Source organism: Acinetobacter sp. IK23 (genome assembly GCF_035615275.1).
Lineage (GTDB): Bacteria > Pseudomonadota > Gammaproteobacteria > Pseudomonadales > Moraxellaceae > Acinetobacter > Acinetobacter seifertii.
Genome location: NZ_JANBNX010000006.1, coordinates 163,100 through 183,556, shown reverse-complemented (window position 1 = coordinate 183,556; position 20,457 = coordinate 163,100). Strand labels below are relative to the sequence as shown.

Sequence of the window (20,457 nt, the reverse complement as noted above, 5' to 3'; positions counted from 1 at the left end):
GTGCTTCTAAATAAAAAACAATGAAACAAATCAGGAGGACAACATGCTAGTCGCGTTAATTACGTTAGCTTTTATTCATTTTTGTGCGCTTATTACTCCAGGGCCTGATTTCTTTCTAGTATCGCAGACCGCGGTAAGCCGATCTCGTAAAGAAGCAATGCTGGTTGTAGCAGGAATAACAGCAGGCGTTATGTTTTGGGCATCTTTAGCACTGATGGGCTTAAATATTATTTTCGAGAAAATGGCTTGGTTAAAGCAAGGTTTGCTTATAGCTGGTGGTTTATACCTATGTTGGTTAGGCTATCAAATGTTACGTTCGGCATTTTCAAAAAATCAGCAGGAAGAGGTTACGGAGGTTGAGTTACCTAAAGCACCTTACTTATTTTTTATGAAAGGATTGCTGACCAATTTATCGAATCCTAAAGCTGTGATTTATTTTGGTAGTGTGTTCTCTTTATTTTTAGCTAATCCTCAGCTTGATCAAGTTCATTGGTTGCTTTTTATTATTGTGTCGGTTGAAACGATTTTATGGTTCTGCTTTGTGACATTTATTTTCTCGTTACCGAGTTTCAGAGTAGCTTACCGTAATTTTTCAAAATGGATTGATGGGATTTCAGGTGGTATTTTCACTGTATTTGGTATTTTCCTCATTGGAAATCGGTAAATCCAGACAATAAAAAAGCCTCTTAAAGAGGCTTTTTTATGTTTAAGCTTAAGCAAATTTTGCTAAAACTTCTAAAAACGGCGCTGATTGACGTGGAAACTTAGCAATCACGTCATGTATGCGTTCACCTTCAGGATCTGTTGCATTGATATCTCGTCCATCTGCAACAAATTTAGTCAAAAGACGTTCATAGTCATTTGGACGCATATGTTTGAAAGCATGGTAAAGCACATGAAAATCTGCGTTCACACCATTTGGAGGAAGTTGGTTGAGGTAGGCAAAAACACGCTCATCGGACCATTCTTCATTGAAAGTTGCTGGCTGTGATAATGCCATGACAATCTCCTCATTTTAAAAAAGGCAAAATAACTTGCGTTATTCTGCCTTGATTCTGATTTGTTGAATAGTCAGAAATAGAATTATCGTTCTTCAGGTAAATTGATATTCATTTCTAACATTTCGATATTTGCTTCAGAACGAACTTGCATTTGGATATGCTGTTCACCTACACCGCTGACATAACGACTCACCACCTGCATGATTTCTTTCTTCATTTGGTCAATCTTGTCTTGGCTTAAGCGACGGCCTAAACCTTGTTCTGATGCAACAATAACTTTTAAACGATCTTTAGCAGTTTGAGCACTTGATGGCTTTTCGTCACTGCTAAATAATTTACTCCAGAATCCTGCCATATCTACGCTCCAAATAGTCGTGCTAACCAGCCTTTAGGTTGAGCTGTGATGTGTCGATAAGGGCGTTCTTCGCCAAGAAAGCGAGCAACCAAGTCATCATACGCTTGGCCAGCTTTAGTTTCTGAATACAGAATAACTGGCTTACCTTCGTTTGATGCTTGTAATACGCTTGGACATTCAGGAATAACACCTAATGTCGGTACGCGTAAAATATCTTTAGAAATATCATCAATCGTCAGCATTTCCTGACGGTCAGCACGTTCAGGGTTAAAACGTGTAATACATAAATGCTTACGTATACGTCCTTCGTTGTGTTCAACTTTTTTAGTTTTACTGTCTAACATTCCGATGATGCGGTCAGAGTCACGTACTGAAGAAATTTCAGGGTTTGTCACAATGATTGCTTCATCTGCATGGTACATTGCTATAATTGCACCACGCTCAATTCCAGCAGGTGAGTCACAAATAATGTAATCAAATTCTTGAGCAAGTTCGTCAATCACACGAGCAACACCTTCGTCGCTCAAAGCATCTTTATCACGGGTTTGTGAAGCCGGTAAAATGTAAAGGTTTTCGATATCTTTATCGCGAATAAGAGCTTGTTGCAGACGTGCTTCATTGTTAATTACATTGACAAAATCATAAACAACACGACGCTCACACCCCATAATTAAATCAAGGTTACGTAAGCCTACATCAAAGTCAATCACAACAGTTTTATGACCACGAAGGGCTAAACCTGTTGCAAAAGATGCACTCGTTGTAGTTTTACCTACACCACCTTTGCCTGATGTTACGACAACAATTTTGGCCACCGAATCCACTCCTATTATGGTCATACATACACCCTTAAAAGGGCTGTTTTTTGGTGATTTGTTTAATAAACTAAAGTTCTAGAGCTTCAAATTCAAGCTCTTGCTTTTCATTTAAATAAATATGTACTGGCTTTTTTACCACATGTTTAGGGATATCATCTGCGACACAATATGTTCCGGCAATGGAAACGAGTTCAGCCTCTAAAGATTGGCAAAAAATGCGTGCAGCAGCGTGCCCACCCGCACCAGCAATGACTCTACCACGAACCGTGCCATAAATATGTATATTTCCTGAAGCAATCACTTCAGATCCACTATTCATGCCAGCTTTTAAAATAATATCGCCTTGGTCTTGTACAAGAGATTGGCCTGTACGCAAAATTTCATCATGATAAGAGGTAATATGGGCAACTGCATTATTATTTAGTGGTTTTTTTGTTTCTACTGAAGCTTGTGCAGGTGCCGGTTTCTCTACAATTGCCACTTGTTCGGCAGTTGCTTTAATACGTTGTAATGGCTGATCTGTTGGTAATACAGGGAACTGAATAGCGCGTGCTTCATCACCCAAAATACCATCAATAACTGCCATTGGTTGCAAACCTAAGCTGACTAACAGCTGAATTAAAGCAATCAACTCTTGTTCAACAGTACTATCTATAATAACGAGAGTTCCCTGATAGGACCCTTCATTTAATATGTTTGATAATTGCTGGCGGATCACATCATGATCATTCGTATCGAAGGTTATCCTGCTAAAGTTAACCATTCTGCCGGTAATCCGGATATCAGCCATAAGTCTTCCTTCAAGGCGTTAAAACGAGCTGTAATATCGTTAAGTTTATTGTAAATAGAGCAAATGCTAGAACAAATCGTGCCAATTCTCTAGCGTGTTTCATAAAAAATTAAGTAAATGCTTATTCTTTGATTCGATCACGCTCCGCAAGGGTTTGTTGCCACTGTTTGACCTTAACTTGTTTGCGAATTGCTTCAAGACTTTCAAACACCACAGACTCTACAAGTTGCTCAAGCTCATGGTTATTAATATTCACGTTACTTATTTTTTCTGAAATTAATTGATAAGTTGCATTAGGCTGTTCTTTTGATCCTTCAACTAATGGTTCAATTAAACCTGCACTGATATTTTCACCAAGCCGTTGTCCAATACTTTGGATTTGCTGTTCGATACGACCACCCACTAAGGGAATTAAGCGTAATAATTGAGTTAACTCAGGCGTATCCTCTATTGCCTGATCAACAATTTGCCCAACGCCTTTTGTGATTGCTGGTTTTTGTTCTTTTAAAGCAGTCGCTAATGATTCTTGCAATATAGAGGTTAGGGTAATTGTAAATTGTTCACGATGATGATTAACCAAGTCGTGTATAATTTGTTTATGTGTTGAGCTGGTCTGTAGCTCATTTCGAATGCCATCAATAACCGTAATAACAACACGGTCAGACAGTTCTTCCATAACGACGCGATAATAAAATAGTCCGTTTTTTCTCCAGCCTTCAGGAATAATAGGATAGCCTAATTCATATAAACGATAGGCAATAATGCCAGCACGAAACAAACGTAAAAAACGCAATTGAGGAATGATGGCTAAAATTTCATACCAGTGAATAAATGGGAAGAAGAACCAACGTTTATGGTGTTTATAAACAATAGAAATGCCCCAACGGACAAGAAATTCAGTAATTAAAAAGCCAATAAACCAAGCTTCTGTCGTAATTACCCATGGATGTAAATAGGTTTTATAAAAGCTGAGTACTTGGGGCAAGTGAATATGTTCGAAAAACCATGCCCCAATACTGCTCATTAAAAAGAAATTTGCTGCAAGACAGAACAGATTGAAAATAATAATAAACACCATAAAGATGTCATAAACCAAAAACAGCTTAAATGAAATGCTGTTTGGGTCCATATGGTAATATTTTGCTTGTTTTCTGGAACTGTTTTGCATAGCTATAAATGCTTTTAATGAGTTGAAGTAGTATATCGAGCTTTCATTTGTTCGATAAGTTGATCTTTTTCAGTCCAAAGCTCGTGTACCCATTGTTGAAAACGTTCACGATAAACTGGGTCATCTTCATAGTTACCGCCGAGTACCCAAACTGGTATTTCAATTTTACGAAGATTTACCGCAATTTTTGAAACATCACCTAACCAGAAGTCGCCATAGCCCGGTACACCGTCAGGGTAGACAATCGTCATATCAACCAAAGCATCAATTTTGTCGCCCAAAATATTTAGAGCCAACGCCAAACCACCTGCTTTGGGTTTTAACAAATGTTTATATGGCGAATTTTGTTGATCATGTTTTTCTTGAGTAAAACGTGTACCTTCTAAATAGTTTAATAACGTAAAAGGTTGGCTCAAGAGTTGCTCGCACGCTTTACGTGCTTCCATCATATCGCGGTCTTTGAGCTCAGGGTTTTTCGCAATTTGCTCTTTAGTATGACGCTTCATCATTGGGAAGCCTAAAATTTTAAAGGCTTGACCAACGAACGGAATAAAGATGAGTTCCCATTTGGTAAAAAAACGGGTAAGGGGCATACGTGTTAAACCAAAATACTGATTTACTGTCGTATCAACCCAACTTTGATGGTTACACGTCATTACATAACGGCCTTGCATACTCAAATCAAGACCTTCATCGATTGTAATATCCCATTTTAAATTAGGTAAAACATGATCAATGAGCCAGTTATTTACACCAAGCCAGCTATTTGTAATTTGAATATTGGTTTCATCAACTTTAGAAGATTTTTTTAACAGCTTAGTCAAACCTAAAGCCAATACAGGTGGTCCATGAAAAAAAGTACTACCTGTGATGACTGTACCTACAGTGAGTCCACGTGTAATTTTTTTTAGCGCAGATTGTTTATTGGGTGCAGTTGACATATAAATGACCCCGAATATCTAAAATCCATGGAAAGTTGTTCAACTATAACTATCGTGAAATGAAATACAACGATATCTTAGATAACAATGAAGAAATTGTGATGAGTGCACATCTTAAAGTGCATCAAAATATTACAAAAAAATAACTAAACTGTTTATTATTAACAAAATATCAATGTTTTATACTTCCTTTTTGTTTCATTATTCATCCAGACAACAAAACACACAAAGTGAGGAGGCATGCAATGCGTGCACTAGTTATTTCAACAGTCGTAGGGGCAGCAGTAGTATTATCTGGTTGTCAGACAACAGGTAACAACCTAGGTGGAATTGAATACGATAAAGCCGCGTTAGGTACTTTAATTGGCGCAGCAGCAGGTTATGGTATTTCTAAATCAAGTGCAAACTCTAGCCGTCAAAACAACCGTGCTGCGGCAATCGGTGCAGTTCTTGGTGCAGCTGGTGGTTTATATCTTGATAACAAAGAGAAAAAATTACGTGAGCAAATGGCGGGTACTGGTGTAGAAGTAGGCCGTAACCCAGATGGTTCTGTTCAATTGATTATGCCAGGTAGCATTACTTTTGATACAAACAAATCAAACATCAAACCAAACTTCTATGCAACTTTGGATAAAGTAGCTCAAACATTAGCTGAAGATAACAAGAGTGCGATTTTAGTTACTGGTTATACAGATAACACTGGTAATGACTCTATCAACATTCCATTATCTCAAGCACGTGCTCAATCAGTTAAAATCTATTTAGCTGGTAAAGGTGTATCTTCTACTCGTATTGATGCACAAGGTTATGGTTCTTCTAACCCAATCGCAGACAACTCAACTGCTTCTGGTCGTGAACAAAACCGTCGTGTAGAAATCAGCATTTATGCTAAACAATAAGATTTAATTTATTGTTTCGAAAACCACCTTCGGGTGGTTTTTTTATGGGTGCAGTACAAGAAATAATCACGACATTCTACGGCGCATAAATTGCATTATTAGACATCATTTATACATATCCGCAGATTTATTATTGGGATTCTAAAAAAGAGATGACTATAATCATGCTCGAAAAATTAAGAGGTAATACACGATGTCAGCTGCCAGTCAATTGAACGACAAGCAAGAAGAAGCCATGAAATATACTCAAGGCCCTTTATTGGTGCTTGCTGGCGCTGGTTCAGGTAAAACATCGGTAATTACCCGTAAAATTGCCTATTTGGTGCAGCATTGTCGTATTCCTGCGCATCGTATTACAGCGATGACATTTACCAATAAAGCCGCACGTGAAATGAAAGAGCGTGTAACCAAGCTTTTATCACGTGAAGAAGCAAAAGGCTTATCTGTTTCGACTTTCCATACGTTTGGCTTAAATCTTTTACGTTTAGAACTTAAAAATTTACCTTTAAAAGCTAATTTTTCGATTTTGGATGCAGATGACTGTAAACGTATTTTGATGGATTTGATGCATCGCGATAATTTGTCTGGTGCAGAAAGCAAAGAATTAATTGCTAAAGCAATGAAGAAAATTTCAGATTGGAAAAATGATCTGATTTTACCTGAACAAGCACATTCGACGTGTGAAACTCCTGAAGATGTGCAGTTTGCGCATCTTTATCAACTTTATGAACGTAATTTACGTGCCTACAATGCTGTCGATTTTGATGACCTGATTGTTATGCCAACACGTTTATTGCAAGAAAATGCCGAAGTGCGTGATAAATGGCAAAACCGCGTTCGTTATTTATTGGTCGATGAATATCAAGATACCAACACCGCGCAATATATTTTAGTGAAACTGTTGGTTGGTGTAATGGGGCAGTTCACCGCGGTAGGTGATGACGACCAATCGATTTACGCATGGCGTGGAGCCAAGCCTGAAAACATGGCTTTGCTTAAACAGGATTTCCCAAATTTACATATTATTAAGCTTGAGCAAAATTACCGCTCGACCAGCCGTATTTTGAAAGCTGCGAACTGCGTTATTCAGAATAACCCGCATATTTTTGATAAAAAATTGTGGAGTGATAAAGGCCATGGTGAGGTCATCAGAATTATTACCTGCCGTAATGATGACGATGAAGCTGAACGCGTAGTCAAAGACTTACTGACTCATAAGCTGATGAACGGTAAGAACTGGAAAGATTACGCTGTATTGTACCGTGGTAACTTTCAAGCACGTGTATTAGAAACCCAGCTTCGCCAAATGCAAATTCCTTATAAACTCTCTGGCGGTACATCATTCTTCGCTCGTGCAGAAATTAAAGACGTGATGAGCTACTTACGTCTTATTATTAACCCTGAAGATGACAGTGCTTTCTTGCGTATTATTAATACGCCTAAACGTGCGATTGGCCCAGTTACTCTTGAGAAGTTGGGCTTATTCTCTCAAGAAAATAATTTATCTTTACTTGGTGCATCTTCTGACCAGCGCTTAAGTATGGTTCTTCCTAAAAAAGCAGAAACTCAATTGCATGAGTTTGCCGACTTTATTGCGACATTTACGCGTGAGTTGCTAGAAGATGATGAGCCTGTGCCTAAAGTTCGTCAAATGATGAATGAAGCGGGTTATATCGATTATATTCGTGAACAGTCTGCAACGCCTGCTCAAGAGAAAAGTAAACTCGATAACATCGAGAATTTATTTACCAGTATTCAAAATCTGATTAATCGTGCAGAAGATGTTGATGAAAAGAACATTGAAAGCGTTATTCGAAAACTGGTCTTGCTCGATTTGTTAGAACAGCAGCAAGAAGAAGAGGACACTGACAAAGTAAACCTACTTACTTTGCATGCAGCAAAAGGTTTGGAGTTCCCATATGTGTACATTATGGGACTTGAAGAAGAGCTTTTACCGCATAAAAACTCGATTGCAGCTGAAACCATTGAAGAAGAACGCCGTCTTATGTACGTGGGAATTACCCGTGCACGTCAAGGCTTAACTTTAACTTTGGCAGAACAGCGTAAAAATGGTGGTCAAATGAAACAAATGACCCCAAGCCGTTTCCTTGATGAGCTTCCGCAAGACGAGCTCGAATGGTTAGGGCGTAAAAAGAAAATTGCAGCAAATGTTGACCCTAAAGAACAGGCTCAACAATATTTGGCAAATTTAAAAGCTTTATTAAAGCGTTAATTTTTTTAATTTTTAGGAAATCCCATGAAAGTTCAAGTTAAATTGCTCGATCCGCGTTTAGGTAAAGAATGGCCTTTACCTTCATATGCAACAGCAGGATCAGCAGGTCTAGATTTACGTGCCTGTTTAGATGAAGCAATTGAAATTGAACCAGGCCAAACTGTATTGGTTAAAACAGGTATGGCAATTTATATTCATGATGTGAATTTTGCTGGTTTAATTTTACCGCGTTCAGGTTTAGGCCATAAACACGGCATTGTTCTTGGGAACTTGGTTGGATTAATTGACTCGGATTATCAAGGTGAATTGATGGTTTCAGTTTGGAACCGTGGTCAAACAACTTTCCGTTTAGAACCAGGTGAGCGTTTAGCACAGTATGTTTTAGTTCCGGTGGTTCAGGCTGAGTTTGAGCAAGTAGAGGAATTTGAAGAAACTTTACGCGGTGCGGGCGGCTTTGGTCACACGGGTAAACAATAATTAGCTTATAAAAAATGATTGAAAGAAACGCCTGTTTTACAGGTGTTTCTTTTTATGTCTTGAATGTTACAATGAATTATATTACAAAACGCTTTACTCATACTATTTTAACTTTTTTAGCAAATACCCTTTCAAATTTTGAATACTCTATGTTTTTGCGATAGATCAGATTGATCTTTAAATAGAAGATACGTTATGAATGTAAGACACTCATTCCCTAAAAATATTTTCCGTGCTTACGATATTAGAGGCAAACTTTCTTATTTAACTACGGACGTTGTTCGTTCAATTGCCTACGGATTGGCACAACAATATAAACAAGCAGCACAAACTCAATTAGTGATTGGCTATGATGCCCGTCTCACAAGTCCATCTTGCGCGCATTTAATCGAAGAGATATTAGTAGAGCAGGGTTTAACAGTTACAAATATTGGTTGTTGCTCGACCCCGATGATGTATTACATTGCACGTGAGTTTGGCGGCAATGGTATTATGGTAACCGCTAGCCATAATCCTAAATCAGATAATGGTATTAAATGGATATTAAAAGGGGAACCCCCATCCCCAGAAATGATTCAGCAAGTCGGTGAGTTTGCGCAAACTTATGTTCCTGTTCATCCAATATCATTATTAGAATTATCAACTCCTCAATTTAAATCAGAATTTTGCAAAAAATACCAACAGGCTCTTTTTAACGATATTCAACTCAGACGCCCATTAAAAATCGTATTAGATGGTTTACATGGTTCGGCAGGACATTGTGCGAAACTGGTACTTGAAAAAATGGGATGTGAAGTCCTTGCTTTACGTACTACCCCAAATGGCGAGTTTCCTGACCATGCGCCAGACCCTTCACATGCTGCGCATTTAAAAGAGTTACGTAAAACGATTATCGAACAAGAGGCAGATATTGGTATTGCGCTTGATGGTGATGGCGATCGTGTCGTATTACTCGATGAAAAAGCAAATATTCTGACAGCGGATCGTCTTTTATCACTCTTTGCACAAATGTGCCTAGAACAGCAACCAGATAAAGAAATTGTATTTGATGTGAAATGTTCGCTTATGGTTCAAAGAACTGTAGAGCAACTACGCGGTAAACCGAAAATGATTCGTACTGGAAGTAGCTTCCTTCGTTCATATTTATCCAAGTCTAAAGGGCAAGCCATTTTTGGTGGTGAATACGCGGGTCATTATGTGTTTAATGATGGTCGTGGTTTTGGATATGACGATGGAATATATGCTGCACTGCGTGTAATGGAATATTTTACCCAATCTAAAGCAAAAACTATTTCTGAGTTATTTTCTATTTATCCTGAGAGATGCTGTACCGAGGATACTTACATCAGTACTCACCATTCAGACCCTAAACATGTACTACAAGACATTGAAATTTTGAGCCATCGTCTAGGCGCACATATTAGTAAAATTGATGGTGTACGTCTTGATTTTGAGGATGGTTTTGGCATTATTCGAGCATCAAATACAGGTGAGTATTTTACCGTAAGATTTGATGCTGATAGTCCTTTACGTTTAAAGGAAATCCAGCAAAAATTTATTGATATGTTGCAAGAGCGTTACCCGCAAATTGCACAAGAACTTTCTGAAGCCTAAGTAAGGAGAGGCGCAATGCCACAACATCAGCACCTTGGCGTCGACAAAGCAAAAATCTTAATTGAAGCTTTGCCATATATTCAACGTTTTTCCGGTAAGACGCTGGTGGTGAAATACGGTGGTAATGCGATGACTGATCCAGAGTTAGAAAGTTCATTTGCCCGAGATATCGTTTTACTTAAAACAGTGGGTTTAAACCCAATTGTTGTGCATGGCGGTGGCCCACAAGTTGACTCTTTCCTAAAACAATTAGGTCGTGAGTCTGATCGTATTGACGGTATGCGTGTGACCGATGAAGCCACTATGGAAGTGGTCGAAATGGTATTGGGCGGTAGCGTAAATAAATCGATTGTTAATTTAATTAATAAGCATGGTGGACGTGCGATTGGTTTAACTGGTCAAGATGGCAACCTATTACGTGCCCGTAAATTATTAATGGAAAAACAAGAAGAAGACGGTTCGATCAGACATATTGACTTAGGTATGGTCGGTGAAGTGACTGGAGTAAAAACAGATGTATTAGAGATGTTTACTCAAAGTGATTTTATTCCTGTTATCGCACCATTAGGTGTTGATGAAAAAGGCAATACCTACAACATTAATGCTGACTTAGTTGCTGGTAAAGTTGCGGAGGCATTAGGTGCGGAAAAATTAATTCTGCTGACTAATATTACTGGTGTGCTTGATGAAAACAAAAATCTTTTAACAGGTTTAAGCACCCAAGAAGTTGACCGTTTAATTGAAACTGGCGTGATTTATGGTGGAATGATTCCTAAAGTCGGTTGTGCGCTTGATGCAGTGAAAGGTGGTGTTGTCAGTGCTCATATTGTAGATGGCCGTGTACCACACGCGACATTACTTGAGATTTTTACAGATCACGGTGTAGGTACGCTTATCTCTAATCGTACAAATGCTTCTCACTAAAGTGAGTATTTTTATGAAAAGATCACGCTAAGTGGTCTTTTTTTATGTCATTTAATTTTGGTCATTTTTTTGTCATGAGCTTTGACTAGTGTAAGGGGTGTCACTAGGAGCGTTCATTATGCTGGAAAAATTTAATCAATATCGCCAAACCTGGACTTTACCTCTAAATCGTCATAAGACTACCAATCAAACACAATTTCGCTTTGAATGGGTTGATAATTTAAAAGAATTACAAGATGTACAACGGTTCCGTGCACAACAGTTTAGTAAGCAATTTGGCATTCATTTTGAAGATAATTTAGATCAAGATATTTACGATTTTAGTTGTGAGCATGCAGTATTACGTGAGAAATGGACGGGAGAGATCGTGGCTTATACACGACTTAAACTCTTCCAAGGCCATGAAATTGGACAAAGCTATAGTGCCCATGAGTTTGATATTGTTCCTCAGTTATCACACTTGCCAAACGTATTGGAAATAGGGCGTACCTGTGTGCATCCGCGCTTTCGTAATGGTAAGGCACTTTCTACGCTTTGGATGAACCTTGCACCTAAAGTGTTGTGGTCAATGCGTGCTAAATACTTGATGGGATGCGTGAGTATTCACCTTCAGGATAATTTGGCTAGAGCGTACTATACGCACCGCCAGATCCAGCAATTACCAGAAGCTAAAACCATCGATATTCGTTCTAAAAAGATTTATGAACCTGAATATCCAGAGTTTAGTTTTCCCCAAGACGAGCGCATGCCAAAACTGTTCCAAATGTATTTGAGTATGCAATCTAAACTGTCTAAAGAAGCTTTTTTCGATGATAAATTTAATTGTCTGGACTACTTTGTATTCTTAGAAGTGAATAAAATTGCTACTTCATTTGTAATGAACAAAATGGCTCAACGATAAAGATATCTTATATTTTGTAATAGCGAGCGCATATTGGGATTTACAAGCTATTTTACTCTCATGCACAATAGTGTGTATGGGGTAATGAAGCGAAAAGTTTAGAACAATATGTGCCAGCTATTAGGAATGAATTGTGCAACACCAACGGATATCACTTTTTCTTTCCGTGGTTTTTCACAGCGCGCAGGAATTACCTCTGACCATAGTGATGGCTTTGGTATCGCTTTTTTTGAAGACAAGGCATGCCGCTTATTTGTAGATAACCAGTCTGCGGTTGAATCGCCAATTGCCGACCTTATTCGTAATTATCCCATCAAATCACGCAATGTGATTGCGCATATTCGTAAGGCGACCCAAGGTAAAATTACACTGGAAAACTCACATCCATTTATTCGAGAGCTATGGGGACGTCATTGGATTTTTGCTCATAATGGCGATTTACATGATTTTGATCCACCTTTGAGCGGACGTTTTACACCTGTAGGTAATACAGATAGCGAAAGAGCATTTTGTTATTTATTAGACCAACTGGTAGAAGTATTTGGTTATGAAGAGCCAAGTCTTGAGCAAATATTTGAAGTATTAGAAAAGATTTCTCCGCAAATTGCAGAATATGGCACCTTTAATTTCTGTTTATCTAATGGTAAAGCTTTATTTAGTTATGCAATTACTAAATTGCATTGGTTAGTCCGAGAATATCCATTTAACAATGCGCATTTAATTGATTTAGATGTTGAAGTTGATTTTAGTCAAGTGACTACTCCAGAAGACCGAGTGGCAGTTATTACTACTGAGCCTTTAACCCATAATGAAAACTGGACAGCTTATCAACCGGGTGAAATGATTTTATTCCAAAATGGAATGCCTATAAAAAAAGCAATAACACATGTTGAAAGATTAATACGTGAAGAGAAAAATCCGGAACTTAAGCGTATTACTCGTGCAGATCAATATTAATTTTAACTAAAATAAATATAATTCTTTTAAAAACATATATTTTTATTTACTTAGCGATAAAGTATTTTGATTAAAAAATACTTTATCGTTTTAGTTGGTTAATATTAATTAATTTTATGTAAATCAATACCTTGGGGTTTAATTCATTTTTATTATATAAAGCCGACAAAATAGGTTTGTTTTTATTTATCCCCTTTAACTATAAAATGCGACTTATGCAACAGTCATTGAACATCATTGGGGGTGGTGTATGAAAATGAAATGGGCTTTAGAATATAATACCGGTATTGAAGTTATTGATGAGCAACATAAACGAATACTTGATTATATTAATCAGATTGATGATGTAAAAGATGATGAAGATAGACGTCGTATTAAAGATGTTTTAGATAATATTATCGATTATACGCAGTCTCATTTTACTTTTGAAGAAAGTTTACAAGAAGAAGCCGATTATAAATATAGAGTACCTCATAAACGTGTACATGATTTATTTATTAAAAAAATTGAGCTATATCGTGAACGTTTTGAAATGGGTCATACCATTGAAGCCGAATTACAAGAAATTTTGGCTAAATGGCTCATTAATCATATTCAACATGATGATGCCGATTATGTAGGAGCAGTAAAAGAAAATATGATGGGAATCATTAGAGAAAAGGAAAAGAAGAAAGGAAAAAACTGGTTCGCTCGTTTTTTCTCATAACTTTAACTAGAAAAACTCTAAATTATCGTTAGCGCGGCAAACTATCGTTTCGGTGGTTTGCTTTTTTTATGGCGCAAACTTTGATTTTCATGCATGAGACGGGCAAAATATCTATAGACTTTTTCAAGGAATGCATAATGCAGGACATACCTATGTCACGTTGGTTATCGCCTCTTATGGCGTTTTGCTTATCTTTTGTCATCATGGCTACTTTGGCCCCAACTATGGGCATCCAGATTGATCGTCAGCTCGATTTCTGGTTATTGTGGTTTGGTACAATGTTGTTATTGGCATTACCAGTTTGTTATTTGGAAATTGCTTTAGCAAAACGATCTAAAACGACCGCTTTACATGCGCTATCGAGTCTAACTCGTGAAGCAGATAGTTCATCTAAATGGCGTGTGGTTGGCTGGCTTGCTGTTGTTTTTATTCCTTTCTTAGCTGGTAATGTTTTGAGCACTGCAAGCAATATATTAGTTGCACAATTTGCTCCAAGTATTTCTGGGCAAATTATTTTTGCAGGCCTTGCTGTTGCTGCCTTAGTACTATCTTTTATTCCACGTCAAATTCTTATTTTATTAATGACTGTTGGAGTAATTGCTTCTATTGTGTTGGCAAACATGATGGGAACGACTTTACAACCTTGGCATTGGACCAATGTTGAGTTCAAAGAGTGGGGTAATGCAACTGTACTTGCTCTTGTAGCGAGCGGTTTGGGTTTAGGACTTTACTGGCAAAATACAGTGGGTACAGTTAAAGCAGAAGAAGGTGCAACTAAAACTGTGCTGCCAATTTGGTTGGCCCAGCTCATTGCTGTAATTGCTTTTGGCTTTTTTTCGCTTCAAGCTCAATTACCAGTCCTTACATGGATATTTACAGGTGTGATGACTTCTGCGCTATTTGTGCAATTGGCGCGAGAACAATTAGCTCAGCGTCAGCTCATGATTGTTTTACAATGGGTAATTCTTGTTGTTGCCATTGCAATTTGGGCAGTGCCTGAACTTCATCACTTATTTACGCTAATTCTTATGCTTTGGGGCTTACTCATTAGTTTGATCTATGCCATTTTTGCTGGCTGGATTATGAAAATTAGCCATTTGCGTAAATCAATGAATTTCAGCAACGAGCTTTTCTATAATTTATGGCGTATTGCTGTACGAATTGTTTTACCACTTTCAATTGTTCTGGCAATGGTTGCCGTAATTGGACAAAGTCTTTAATGGAACGTACTCAGCAAGTTTGGGTGGCTTTTGCCGCACCAGAACAACAGTTTCTCATTTCTATTCCATTTGTAGAGGGCATGAGTGCTTTGCAGGCAGTACAAGCAAGTGGTTTGTTAAATCAAGTTGAATTGCCAGAACCTCTTCAGCTCGGTGTTTTTGGAGTAAAAGTAGAAGCGGATACAGCATTACATGCGGGTGATCGAGTTGAGGTTTATAGACCTTTAACCATTAATCCAAAAGACATTCGCCGTAATCGTGCAGCGAAGAACCCTGTAGGCCGCTACATTAAAAGTAATCGCTTTAAGCAATCAGCTCAATAAGCAAAACCCCTCAAGTTTTTTCACTTGAGGGGTTTCTTTTTATTAGAAAAAACGATTATAGTGGCGGGGCAGTTAAAATCGCTTCTTTAGAAGCTGGTAAACCTGGTTGCGATTCTGGAATAGTCTCTAAACCTTCAATTTTAGTTACAGTTCCAGTACTATCAAAGTAAATTTTTAAATGCTGACCATGTGCTGCGGGGATTTTCGCTTTTTTAGCATATGTTCCCGGGATATAGTTGTAGATATAGTCCCAACGTTGTGGATTGAGAGGATCAGTCACTGTTGGGCTACCAAGCAAAAAGCGCACTTGCTGGAAATTCATGCCGACTTGTACTTGAGAGGCTTGAGCTTTAGTCAATGGAGTCCCTTGAGGAATATCAACCTTATATACACCAAAGATTGAACAACCAGCTAGGAGTGAAGTGACGAATAACGTCAGCACGAGTTTTTGCATTTTGCTACACTATCCCAATAAATTATGATGCATTTGATCAAAGGATAGATCATACTTCATCTAAATTCTATTGCCTATTCCAACTTGAGATTTGTTGAGAGACCTTTTTTCATGCCTATTTCCAATCAAGATTTGCGCAAAGCTGGACTTAAAGTTACCCTTCCACGAATTAAGATTTTGGAATTATTAGAAAATTCAAAACAACATCATCTTAGCGCTGAAGATATTTATAAGACTTTGTTAGAGCAAGGGGAAGATGTCGGCCTTGCGACAGTTTACCGTGTGTTAACACAATTTGAAGCTGCGGGCATTATTCAACGTCATCATTTTGAAAATAATCATTCTGTTTTCGAAATTATGCAAGAAGATCACCACGATCACTTAGTTTGCCAAAACTGTAACAAAGTTATTGAATTTACTAATGATGTTATCGAGAAAGAACAGCATGCTGTAGCAGACCAACATGGGTTTACCTTAACAGGTCACTCGTTAAATCTCTATGGTTACTGTAATGAACCTGAATGTAAGGATGCATTGCGCAAGAAATAATCGTTTTCACATAAAGAAAACAAATAAAAAAGGAAGGTTACGTTTAACCTTCCTTTTTTTATGAAGAAATTACTGGCGGTCAAAAGTCAAATGCTGTTTTTCTTCTGCAATTTGATCTGGACCTTCATTTGCAAGCTTAATCGTCAAACGTAAATCGTTTGGTGAGTCGGCATGTTTAAGCGCATCTTTATAAGTAATTTGACCTGTTTTATATAAGTCAAATAAAGCCTGATCAAAGGTTTGCATACCGAGTTCACGTGAGCGTTTCATTAAATCCTTAATTTCATGAATTTCACCTTTACGGATGTAGTCTGAAATTAATGGTGAGTTAATTAAAATCTCAATCGCCGCACGGCGTGAATTTCCATCTGGCGTTGGAATAAGCTGCTGTGCAATCATAGCTTTTAAATTAAGTGATAAGTCCATGTAGAGCTGGCTATGACGGTCACTTTCAAAGAAGTGAATAATACGGTCGAGTGCTTGGTTAGCGTTGTTGGCGTGCATTGTGGCTAATACAAGGTGACCTGTTTCAGCAAAGCCAATTGCGTAGTCCATTACTTCACGAGAGCGGATCTCACCAATTAAGATGACATCGGGTGCTTGTCTTAAAGTATTTTTCAAAGCAATTTCGAACGAGTCAGTATCAATACCGACCTCACGCTGAGTAATAATACAGCCCGCATGTTCGTGAATAAACTCAATCGGGTCTTCAATAGTAATGATATGACCTTTAGAGTTATGGTTACGATGGCTGATCATTGAAGCCAACGAAGTCGATTTACCAGTACCTGTTGCGCCTACAAAAATAATAATGCCGCGTTTGGTCATTGATAAATCTTTAAGCACAGAGGGTAACTGTAAGTCATCAATCGAAGGAATTTTCGTTTCAATTCGACGTAGAACCATGCCCGGCATGTCACGTTGCTGAAAAGCACTCACACGAAAACGTGCCGTTTTATCGCGGTTCATGATGGCAAAGTTACATTCACGAGTGTCCGCAAATTCTTTACGCTGCTTCTCACTCATAATCGAATGTAAGAGCTGTCCAATCACTTCGCCAGAAAGGCTATTCTTTGAAATGGGAACAATTTGACCATTAATTTTCATAGATGGTGCAACGCCATCTGTAATAAAAAGATCCGATGATTTTTTTTCAACCATCAGGTTGAGCAAGTCATTAAAATCCATAATTGTACTCTCGCTATTTTGTTATTTTTATAGGAATGATTCAGGCTGTTTTGCCGCAGTACGTGCAGTTTGTGTGCTAATTACACCACGTGACACTAGACCTTTTAAGCTTTGATCAAGCGTTGTCATGCCATAGTTAGCACCAGTTTGAATAGCTGAATACATTTGTGCGACTTTGTTTTCACGGATTAAGTTACGAATGGCAGGAATACCAATCATGATTTCATGTGCTGCCACACGACCGCCGCCGTTCTTTTTAAGCAGAGTTTGCGAAATAACGGCTTGCAAAGATTCAGACAGCATGGCACGTACCATGTCTTTTTCTTCGGCAGGGAATACGTCAATCACACGGTCAATGGTTTTAGCGGCAGATGTGGTGTGAAGTGTACCAAATACTAAGTGACCTGTTTCGGCAGCTGTAAGAGCTAAACGAATCGTTTCAAGGTCACGCATCTCACCGACCAAAATAATATCAGGGTCTTCACGCAGTGCTGAGCGAAGTGCTTCATTAAAGCCATGTGTATCACGATGTACTTCGCGTTGGTTAATGAGGCATTTTTTTGACTGGTGCACAAATTCGATAGGGTCTTCAACCGTTAAAATATGGTCATAACGGTTTTCATTAATGTAGTCCATCATCGCTGCAAGCGTGGTTGATTTACCTGAACCTGTTGGACCTGTTACCAGTACAATCCCGCGAGGATAGTCGCAAATGTCTTTAAAGATTTGACCTAAGCCTAAATCTTCCATGGTGAGTACTTTAGATGGAATGGTACGAAATACTGCGCCAGCACCACGGTTCTGGTTAAATGCGTTCACACGGAAACGTGCAACATTAGGTACTTCAAAAGAAAAGTCAGTTTCAAGCTTTTCTTCATAGTCACGGCGCTGTTTATCGTTCATGATGTCATAAACAAGGCGATGTACATCTTTATGTTCTAAGGCTGGTAAGTTAATACGACGAACTTCACCATCGACACGAATCATTGGTGGCATGCCAGCAGATAAATGCAAATCGGAAGCGCCATTTTTCACAGAGAAAGCGAGTAGCTCTGTAATATCCATAATTTCCCCAAGTAAATCAAAATATGTCATTATTTTGTAGAATAATATACGGCTTTCACCGAGGCTTACCAACACCTCGCTTTAGGTGAAAAGCAAAAAAGTTTTTTGAAAATGAGAACCTTGTCAATGAATTACCTGCAAGATGCGCGGCAGCACGTATTACAGCAAATTAAAACTGCTTGTGAGCATGCTCAGCGTGCGCCTGAAACTGTGCAACTTTTAGCCGTATCAAAAACACATCCAAGTGAAAGATTGCGTGAAATGTATGCAGCTGGGCAAAAGGCATTTGGCGAAAATTATTTACAAGAAGCTTTGGACAAAATTGAAGCTCTGCATGACTTAGATATTGAATGGCATTTTATTGGTCATGTTCAACGCAACAAAACTAAGCATTTGGCTGAAAAGTTTGATTGGGTGCATGGTGTAGATCGTTTGATTATTGCGGAGCGTTTGTCTAACCAGCGTGGTGATGAGCAAACTGCACTTAATATTTGTTTGCAAGTGAATATTGATGGGCAAGACAGTAAAGATGGCTGCGCACCAGAAGAAGTTGCTGAATTGGTTGCTCAAATTAGCCAATTACCAAAAATCAAACTACGTGGCTTAATGGTCATTCCGGCACCGGACAATACCGCTGCTTTTGCAGATGCTAAAAAGCTATTTGATGAGGTGAAAGGGCAACATGTTCATGCGCAAGACTGGGATACATTAAGCATGGGAATGTCGGGCGATTTAGACGCTGCAATTGCAGCAGGTTCAACCATGGTCCGTGTAGGTACAGCTTTGTTTGGTAAGCGTGACCCGATTGAGAAAAAATAACTTTTAAGCGTTAGTTAAATATTTTGTGGTGGAACTGTAATCAATTAATTTAAATTTAATTTTCCTCGCTTATAACCCAAATATTTTATATTTGAGTGCGTAATGTATGGATTTATTGCATGTTTTCATTCTGGCAATCATTCAGGGTTTTGCTGAATTATTGCCAGTCTCTAGTTCCGCACACGTTATTTTAGCTGAAAAGCTCATGGGGTATGATCCATCTGCACCTGATATGACTTTCTTACTTGTAATGTTACATACAGGTACGATGTTTGCAGTGATCGTCTACTTTTGGAAATCTTGGAAAAAGACCTATTTTTCTTCTTGGGAAAGTTTTAAAAAACAAGCCTTCTATATTATTTTGGCAACGCTTATTACAGGCGTGCTTGGTTTAGCGCTTCAATCTTTGATTAAACATGTGTTCTTCGGCGGTGCGAGCAGCTTCGAAATTGAGCACTTGTTTAGTAACTCTAAACTCATGGCGGCTGCGCTGATTTCGGCAGGTATCCTGATTATTTTATCTTCGCGTTTAGATCGCGGTCAGCAAGGTGAAATTAGTTTGCGGAGTGCTTCTATTATTGGGGCAGTGCAGGCGTTATGTTTACCTTTCCGTGGCTTTTCACGTTCTGGTGCAACCATTTCTACTGGTCTATTTTTAGGGGTATCACGTCAAAAGGCTGAAGAGTTCAGTTTTGCTTTGGCTGTGGTATTAACACCAGCAGTAATTTTAAAAGAATTATATCGTTTAGTTCACGCTCAAGGCTTACAAACTGTAGCTCATGGACAAGTGTTCCATTCGATGGTTCCAAGTTTATTGGGCATGTGCTTTAGCTTTGGTGCTGGCCTTTTAGCGCTAAAATGGTTGTCTTCATGGTTAGAACATGGCCGTTGGCATTTATTCGGTCTGTACTGTATTGGTTTCGCGATTGTCGTACTCTGTGTGAATTAATTTTTGATGTTTTAAAAATAAAAAATTAGTACAGGACAATACAAGAAAAAAGGGGCGTAAATAATACGCCCCTTTGTTATATAAGATTTATTAAATTTCAGATAGG

General features: G+C 38.4%; 23 protein-coding genes. 14 read left to right on the top strand and 9 right to left on the bottom strand.

The window, feature by feature from the left end; translation table 11 throughout:
• Positions 1-43: 43 nt before the first annotated feature.
• Complete coding sequence (rhtC, locus tag MSG95_RS07085) at positions 44-664, top strand: threonine export protein RhtC (protein WP_004703321.1); 621 nt, start codon at positions 44-46, stop codon at positions 662-664.
• A gap of 48 nt (positions 665-712) precedes the next feature.
• On the opposite strand, the gene MSG95_RS07080 is transcribed toward rhtC, so the two are convergent.
• From MSG95_RS07080 to MSG95_RS07055, 6 genes are all read right to left on the bottom strand, one after another.
• Positions 713-1,000: a PA4642 family protein gene (locus MSG95_RS07080; protein WP_004703320.1), complete on the bottom strand. Its 288-nt coding sequence runs from the start codon at positions 998-1,000 to the stop codon at positions 713-715.
• Between the two features lie 83 nt (positions 1,001-1,083).
• Positions 1,084-1,356 (bottom strand): cell division topological specificity factor MinE, encoded by a 273-nt coding sequence (gene minE / locus MSG95_RS07075; RefSeq protein ID WP_003653273.1) that lies wholly within the window; start codon positions 1,354-1,356, stop codon positions 1,084-1,086.
• Between the two features lie 2 nt (positions 1,357-1,358).
• A complete protein-coding gene (minD, locus tag MSG95_RS07070; protein WP_324624838.1) occupies positions 1,359-2,171 on the bottom strand; it encodes a septum site-determining protein MinD in 813 nt (270 codons plus the stop codon).
• Positions 2,172-2,241: 70 nt separating this feature from the next.
• Positions 2,242-2,964 carry a septum site-determining protein MinC gene (gene minC, locus MSG95_RS07065; RefSeq protein ID WP_324624839.1) on the bottom strand — a complete coding sequence of 241 codons (723 nt, stop codon included), beginning with the start codon at positions 2,962-2,964 and terminating at the stop codon, positions 2,242-2,244.
• Between the two features lie 121 nt (positions 2,965-3,085).
• Positions 3,086-4,132, bottom strand: a complete 1,047-nt coding sequence (locus MSG95_RS07060) for a preprotein translocase subunit SecA (RefSeq protein WP_174742949.1) — start codon at positions 4,130-4,132, stop codon at positions 3,086-3,088.
• A gap of 14 nt (positions 4,133-4,146) precedes the next feature.
• Entirely contained in the window at positions 4,147-5,073 is a 927-nt protein-coding gene (locus MSG95_RS07055) for an acyltransferase (protein WP_107972270.1), read from the bottom strand.
• Positions 5,074-5,318: 245 nt separating this feature from the next.
• Here MSG95_RS07055 and MSG95_RS07050 point away from each other — a divergent pair, with 245 nt between their 5' ends.
• From MSG95_RS07050 to MSG95_RS07005, 10 genes are all read left to right on the top strand, one after another.
• The gene (locus tag MSG95_RS07050) at positions 5,319-5,972 is read left to right on the top strand and encodes an OmpA family protein (RefSeq protein ID WP_077170045.1); all 654 of its coding nucleotides are present in this window, start codon (positions 5,319-5,321) and stop codon (positions 5,970-5,972) included.
• Between the two features lie 193 nt (positions 5,973-6,165).
• Positions 6,166-8,205 (top strand): UvrD-helicase domain-containing protein, encoded by a 2,040-nt coding sequence (locus MSG95_RS07045; protein WP_039254369.1) that lies wholly within the window; start codon positions 6,166-6,168, stop codon positions 8,203-8,205.
• Positions 8,206-8,229: 24 nt separating this feature from the next.
• A complete protein-coding gene (gene dut, locus MSG95_RS07040; protein WP_000868152.1) occupies positions 8,230-8,682 on the top strand; it encodes a dUTP diphosphatase in 453 nt (150 codons plus the stop codon).
• Positions 8,683-8,877: 195 nt separating this feature from the next.
• Positions 8,878-10,296, top strand: coding sequence for a phosphomannomutase/phosphoglucomutase (locus MSG95_RS07035; protein WP_324624840.1), 1,419 nt, complete (start codon positions 8,878-8,880; stop codon positions 10,294-10,296).
• A gap of 15 nt (positions 10,297-10,311) precedes the next feature.
• The gene (argB, locus tag MSG95_RS07030) at positions 10,312-11,220 is read left to right on the top strand and encodes an acetylglutamate kinase (RefSeq protein ID WP_004703301.1); all 909 of its coding nucleotides are present in this window, start codon (positions 10,312-10,314) and stop codon (positions 11,218-11,220) included.
• A gap of 118 nt (positions 11,221-11,338) precedes the next feature.
• On the top strand, positions 11,339-12,121 hold the full coding sequence (locus MSG95_RS07025) for a GNAT family N-acetyltransferase (RefSeq protein WP_324624841.1): 783 nt from the start codon (positions 11,339-11,341) through the stop codon (positions 12,119-12,121).
• A 108-nt stretch (positions 12,122-12,229) separates the two neighbouring features.
• Positions 12,230-13,078, top strand: coding sequence for a class II glutamine amidotransferase (locus tag MSG95_RS07020; protein ID WP_019456827.1), 849 nt, complete (start codon positions 12,230-12,232; stop codon positions 13,076-13,078).
• Positions 13,079-13,328: 250 nt separating this feature from the next.
• Positions 13,329-13,784, top strand: a complete 456-nt coding sequence (locus MSG95_RS07015; protein WP_004703295.1) for a bacteriohemerythrin — start codon at positions 13,329-13,331, stop codon at positions 13,782-13,784.
• Between the two features lie 152 nt (positions 13,785-13,936).
• Positions 13,937-15,004: a hypothetical protein gene (locus MSG95_RS07010; RefSeq protein ID WP_324624842.1), complete on the top strand. Its 1,068-nt coding sequence runs from the start codon at positions 13,937-13,939 to the stop codon at positions 15,002-15,004.
• Positions 15,004-15,327, top strand: a complete 324-nt coding sequence (locus MSG95_RS07005; protein ID WP_019456825.1) for an RnfH family protein — start codon at positions 15,004-15,006, stop codon at positions 15,325-15,327. The genes MSG95_RS07010 and MSG95_RS07005 overlap by 1 nt, the downstream gene beginning before the upstream one ends.
• Positions 15,328-15,382: 55 nt before the next feature.
• Here the strand turns inward: MSG95_RS07005 and MSG95_RS07000 are convergent, their stop codons facing one another.
• Positions 15,383-15,781, bottom strand: a complete 399-nt coding sequence (locus tag MSG95_RS07000; protein ID WP_004703289.1) for an outer membrane protein assembly factor BamE — start codon at positions 15,779-15,781, stop codon at positions 15,383-15,385.
• A gap of 111 nt (positions 15,782-15,892) precedes the next feature.
• Here MSG95_RS07000 and fur point away from each other — a divergent pair, with 111 nt between their 5' ends.
• Positions 15,893-16,330 (top strand): ferric iron uptake transcriptional regulator, encoded by a 438-nt coding sequence (gene fur, locus MSG95_RS06995; protein ID WP_324624843.1) that lies wholly within the window; start codon positions 15,893-15,895, stop codon positions 16,328-16,330.
• Between the two features lie 69 nt (positions 16,331-16,399).
• Here the strand turns inward: fur and MSG95_RS06990 are convergent, their stop codons facing one another.
• Both MSG95_RS06990 and MSG95_RS06985 read right to left on the bottom strand, forming a co-directional pair.
• Positions 16,400-17,518 carry a PilT/PilU family type 4a pilus ATPase gene (locus MSG95_RS06990; RefSeq protein WP_004703285.1) on the bottom strand — a complete coding sequence of 373 codons (1,119 nt, stop codon included), beginning with the start codon at positions 17,516-17,518 and terminating at the stop codon, positions 16,400-16,402.
• Between the two features lie 27 nt (positions 17,519-17,545).
• Complete coding sequence (locus tag MSG95_RS06985; protein WP_324624844.1) at positions 17,546-18,583, bottom strand: type IV pilus twitching motility protein PilT; 1,038 nt, start codon at positions 18,581-18,583, stop codon at positions 17,546-17,548.
• A 126-nt stretch (positions 18,584-18,709) separates the two neighbouring features.
• On the opposite strand from MSG95_RS06985, the gene MSG95_RS06980 reads away from it, so the two are divergent.
• Both MSG95_RS06980 and MSG95_RS06975 read left to right on the top strand, forming a co-directional pair.
• On the top strand, positions 18,710-19,402 hold the full coding sequence (locus MSG95_RS06980) for a YggS family pyridoxal phosphate-dependent enzyme (RefSeq protein WP_324624845.1): 693 nt from the start codon (positions 18,710-18,712) through the stop codon (positions 19,400-19,402).
• Between the two features lie 106 nt (positions 19,403-19,508).
• Positions 19,509-20,351, top strand: a complete 843-nt coding sequence (locus MSG95_RS06975; protein WP_324624846.1) for an undecaprenyl-diphosphate phosphatase — start codon at positions 19,509-19,511, stop codon at positions 20,349-20,351.
• The last annotated feature ends 106 nt before the right edge of the window (positions 20,352-20,457 follow it).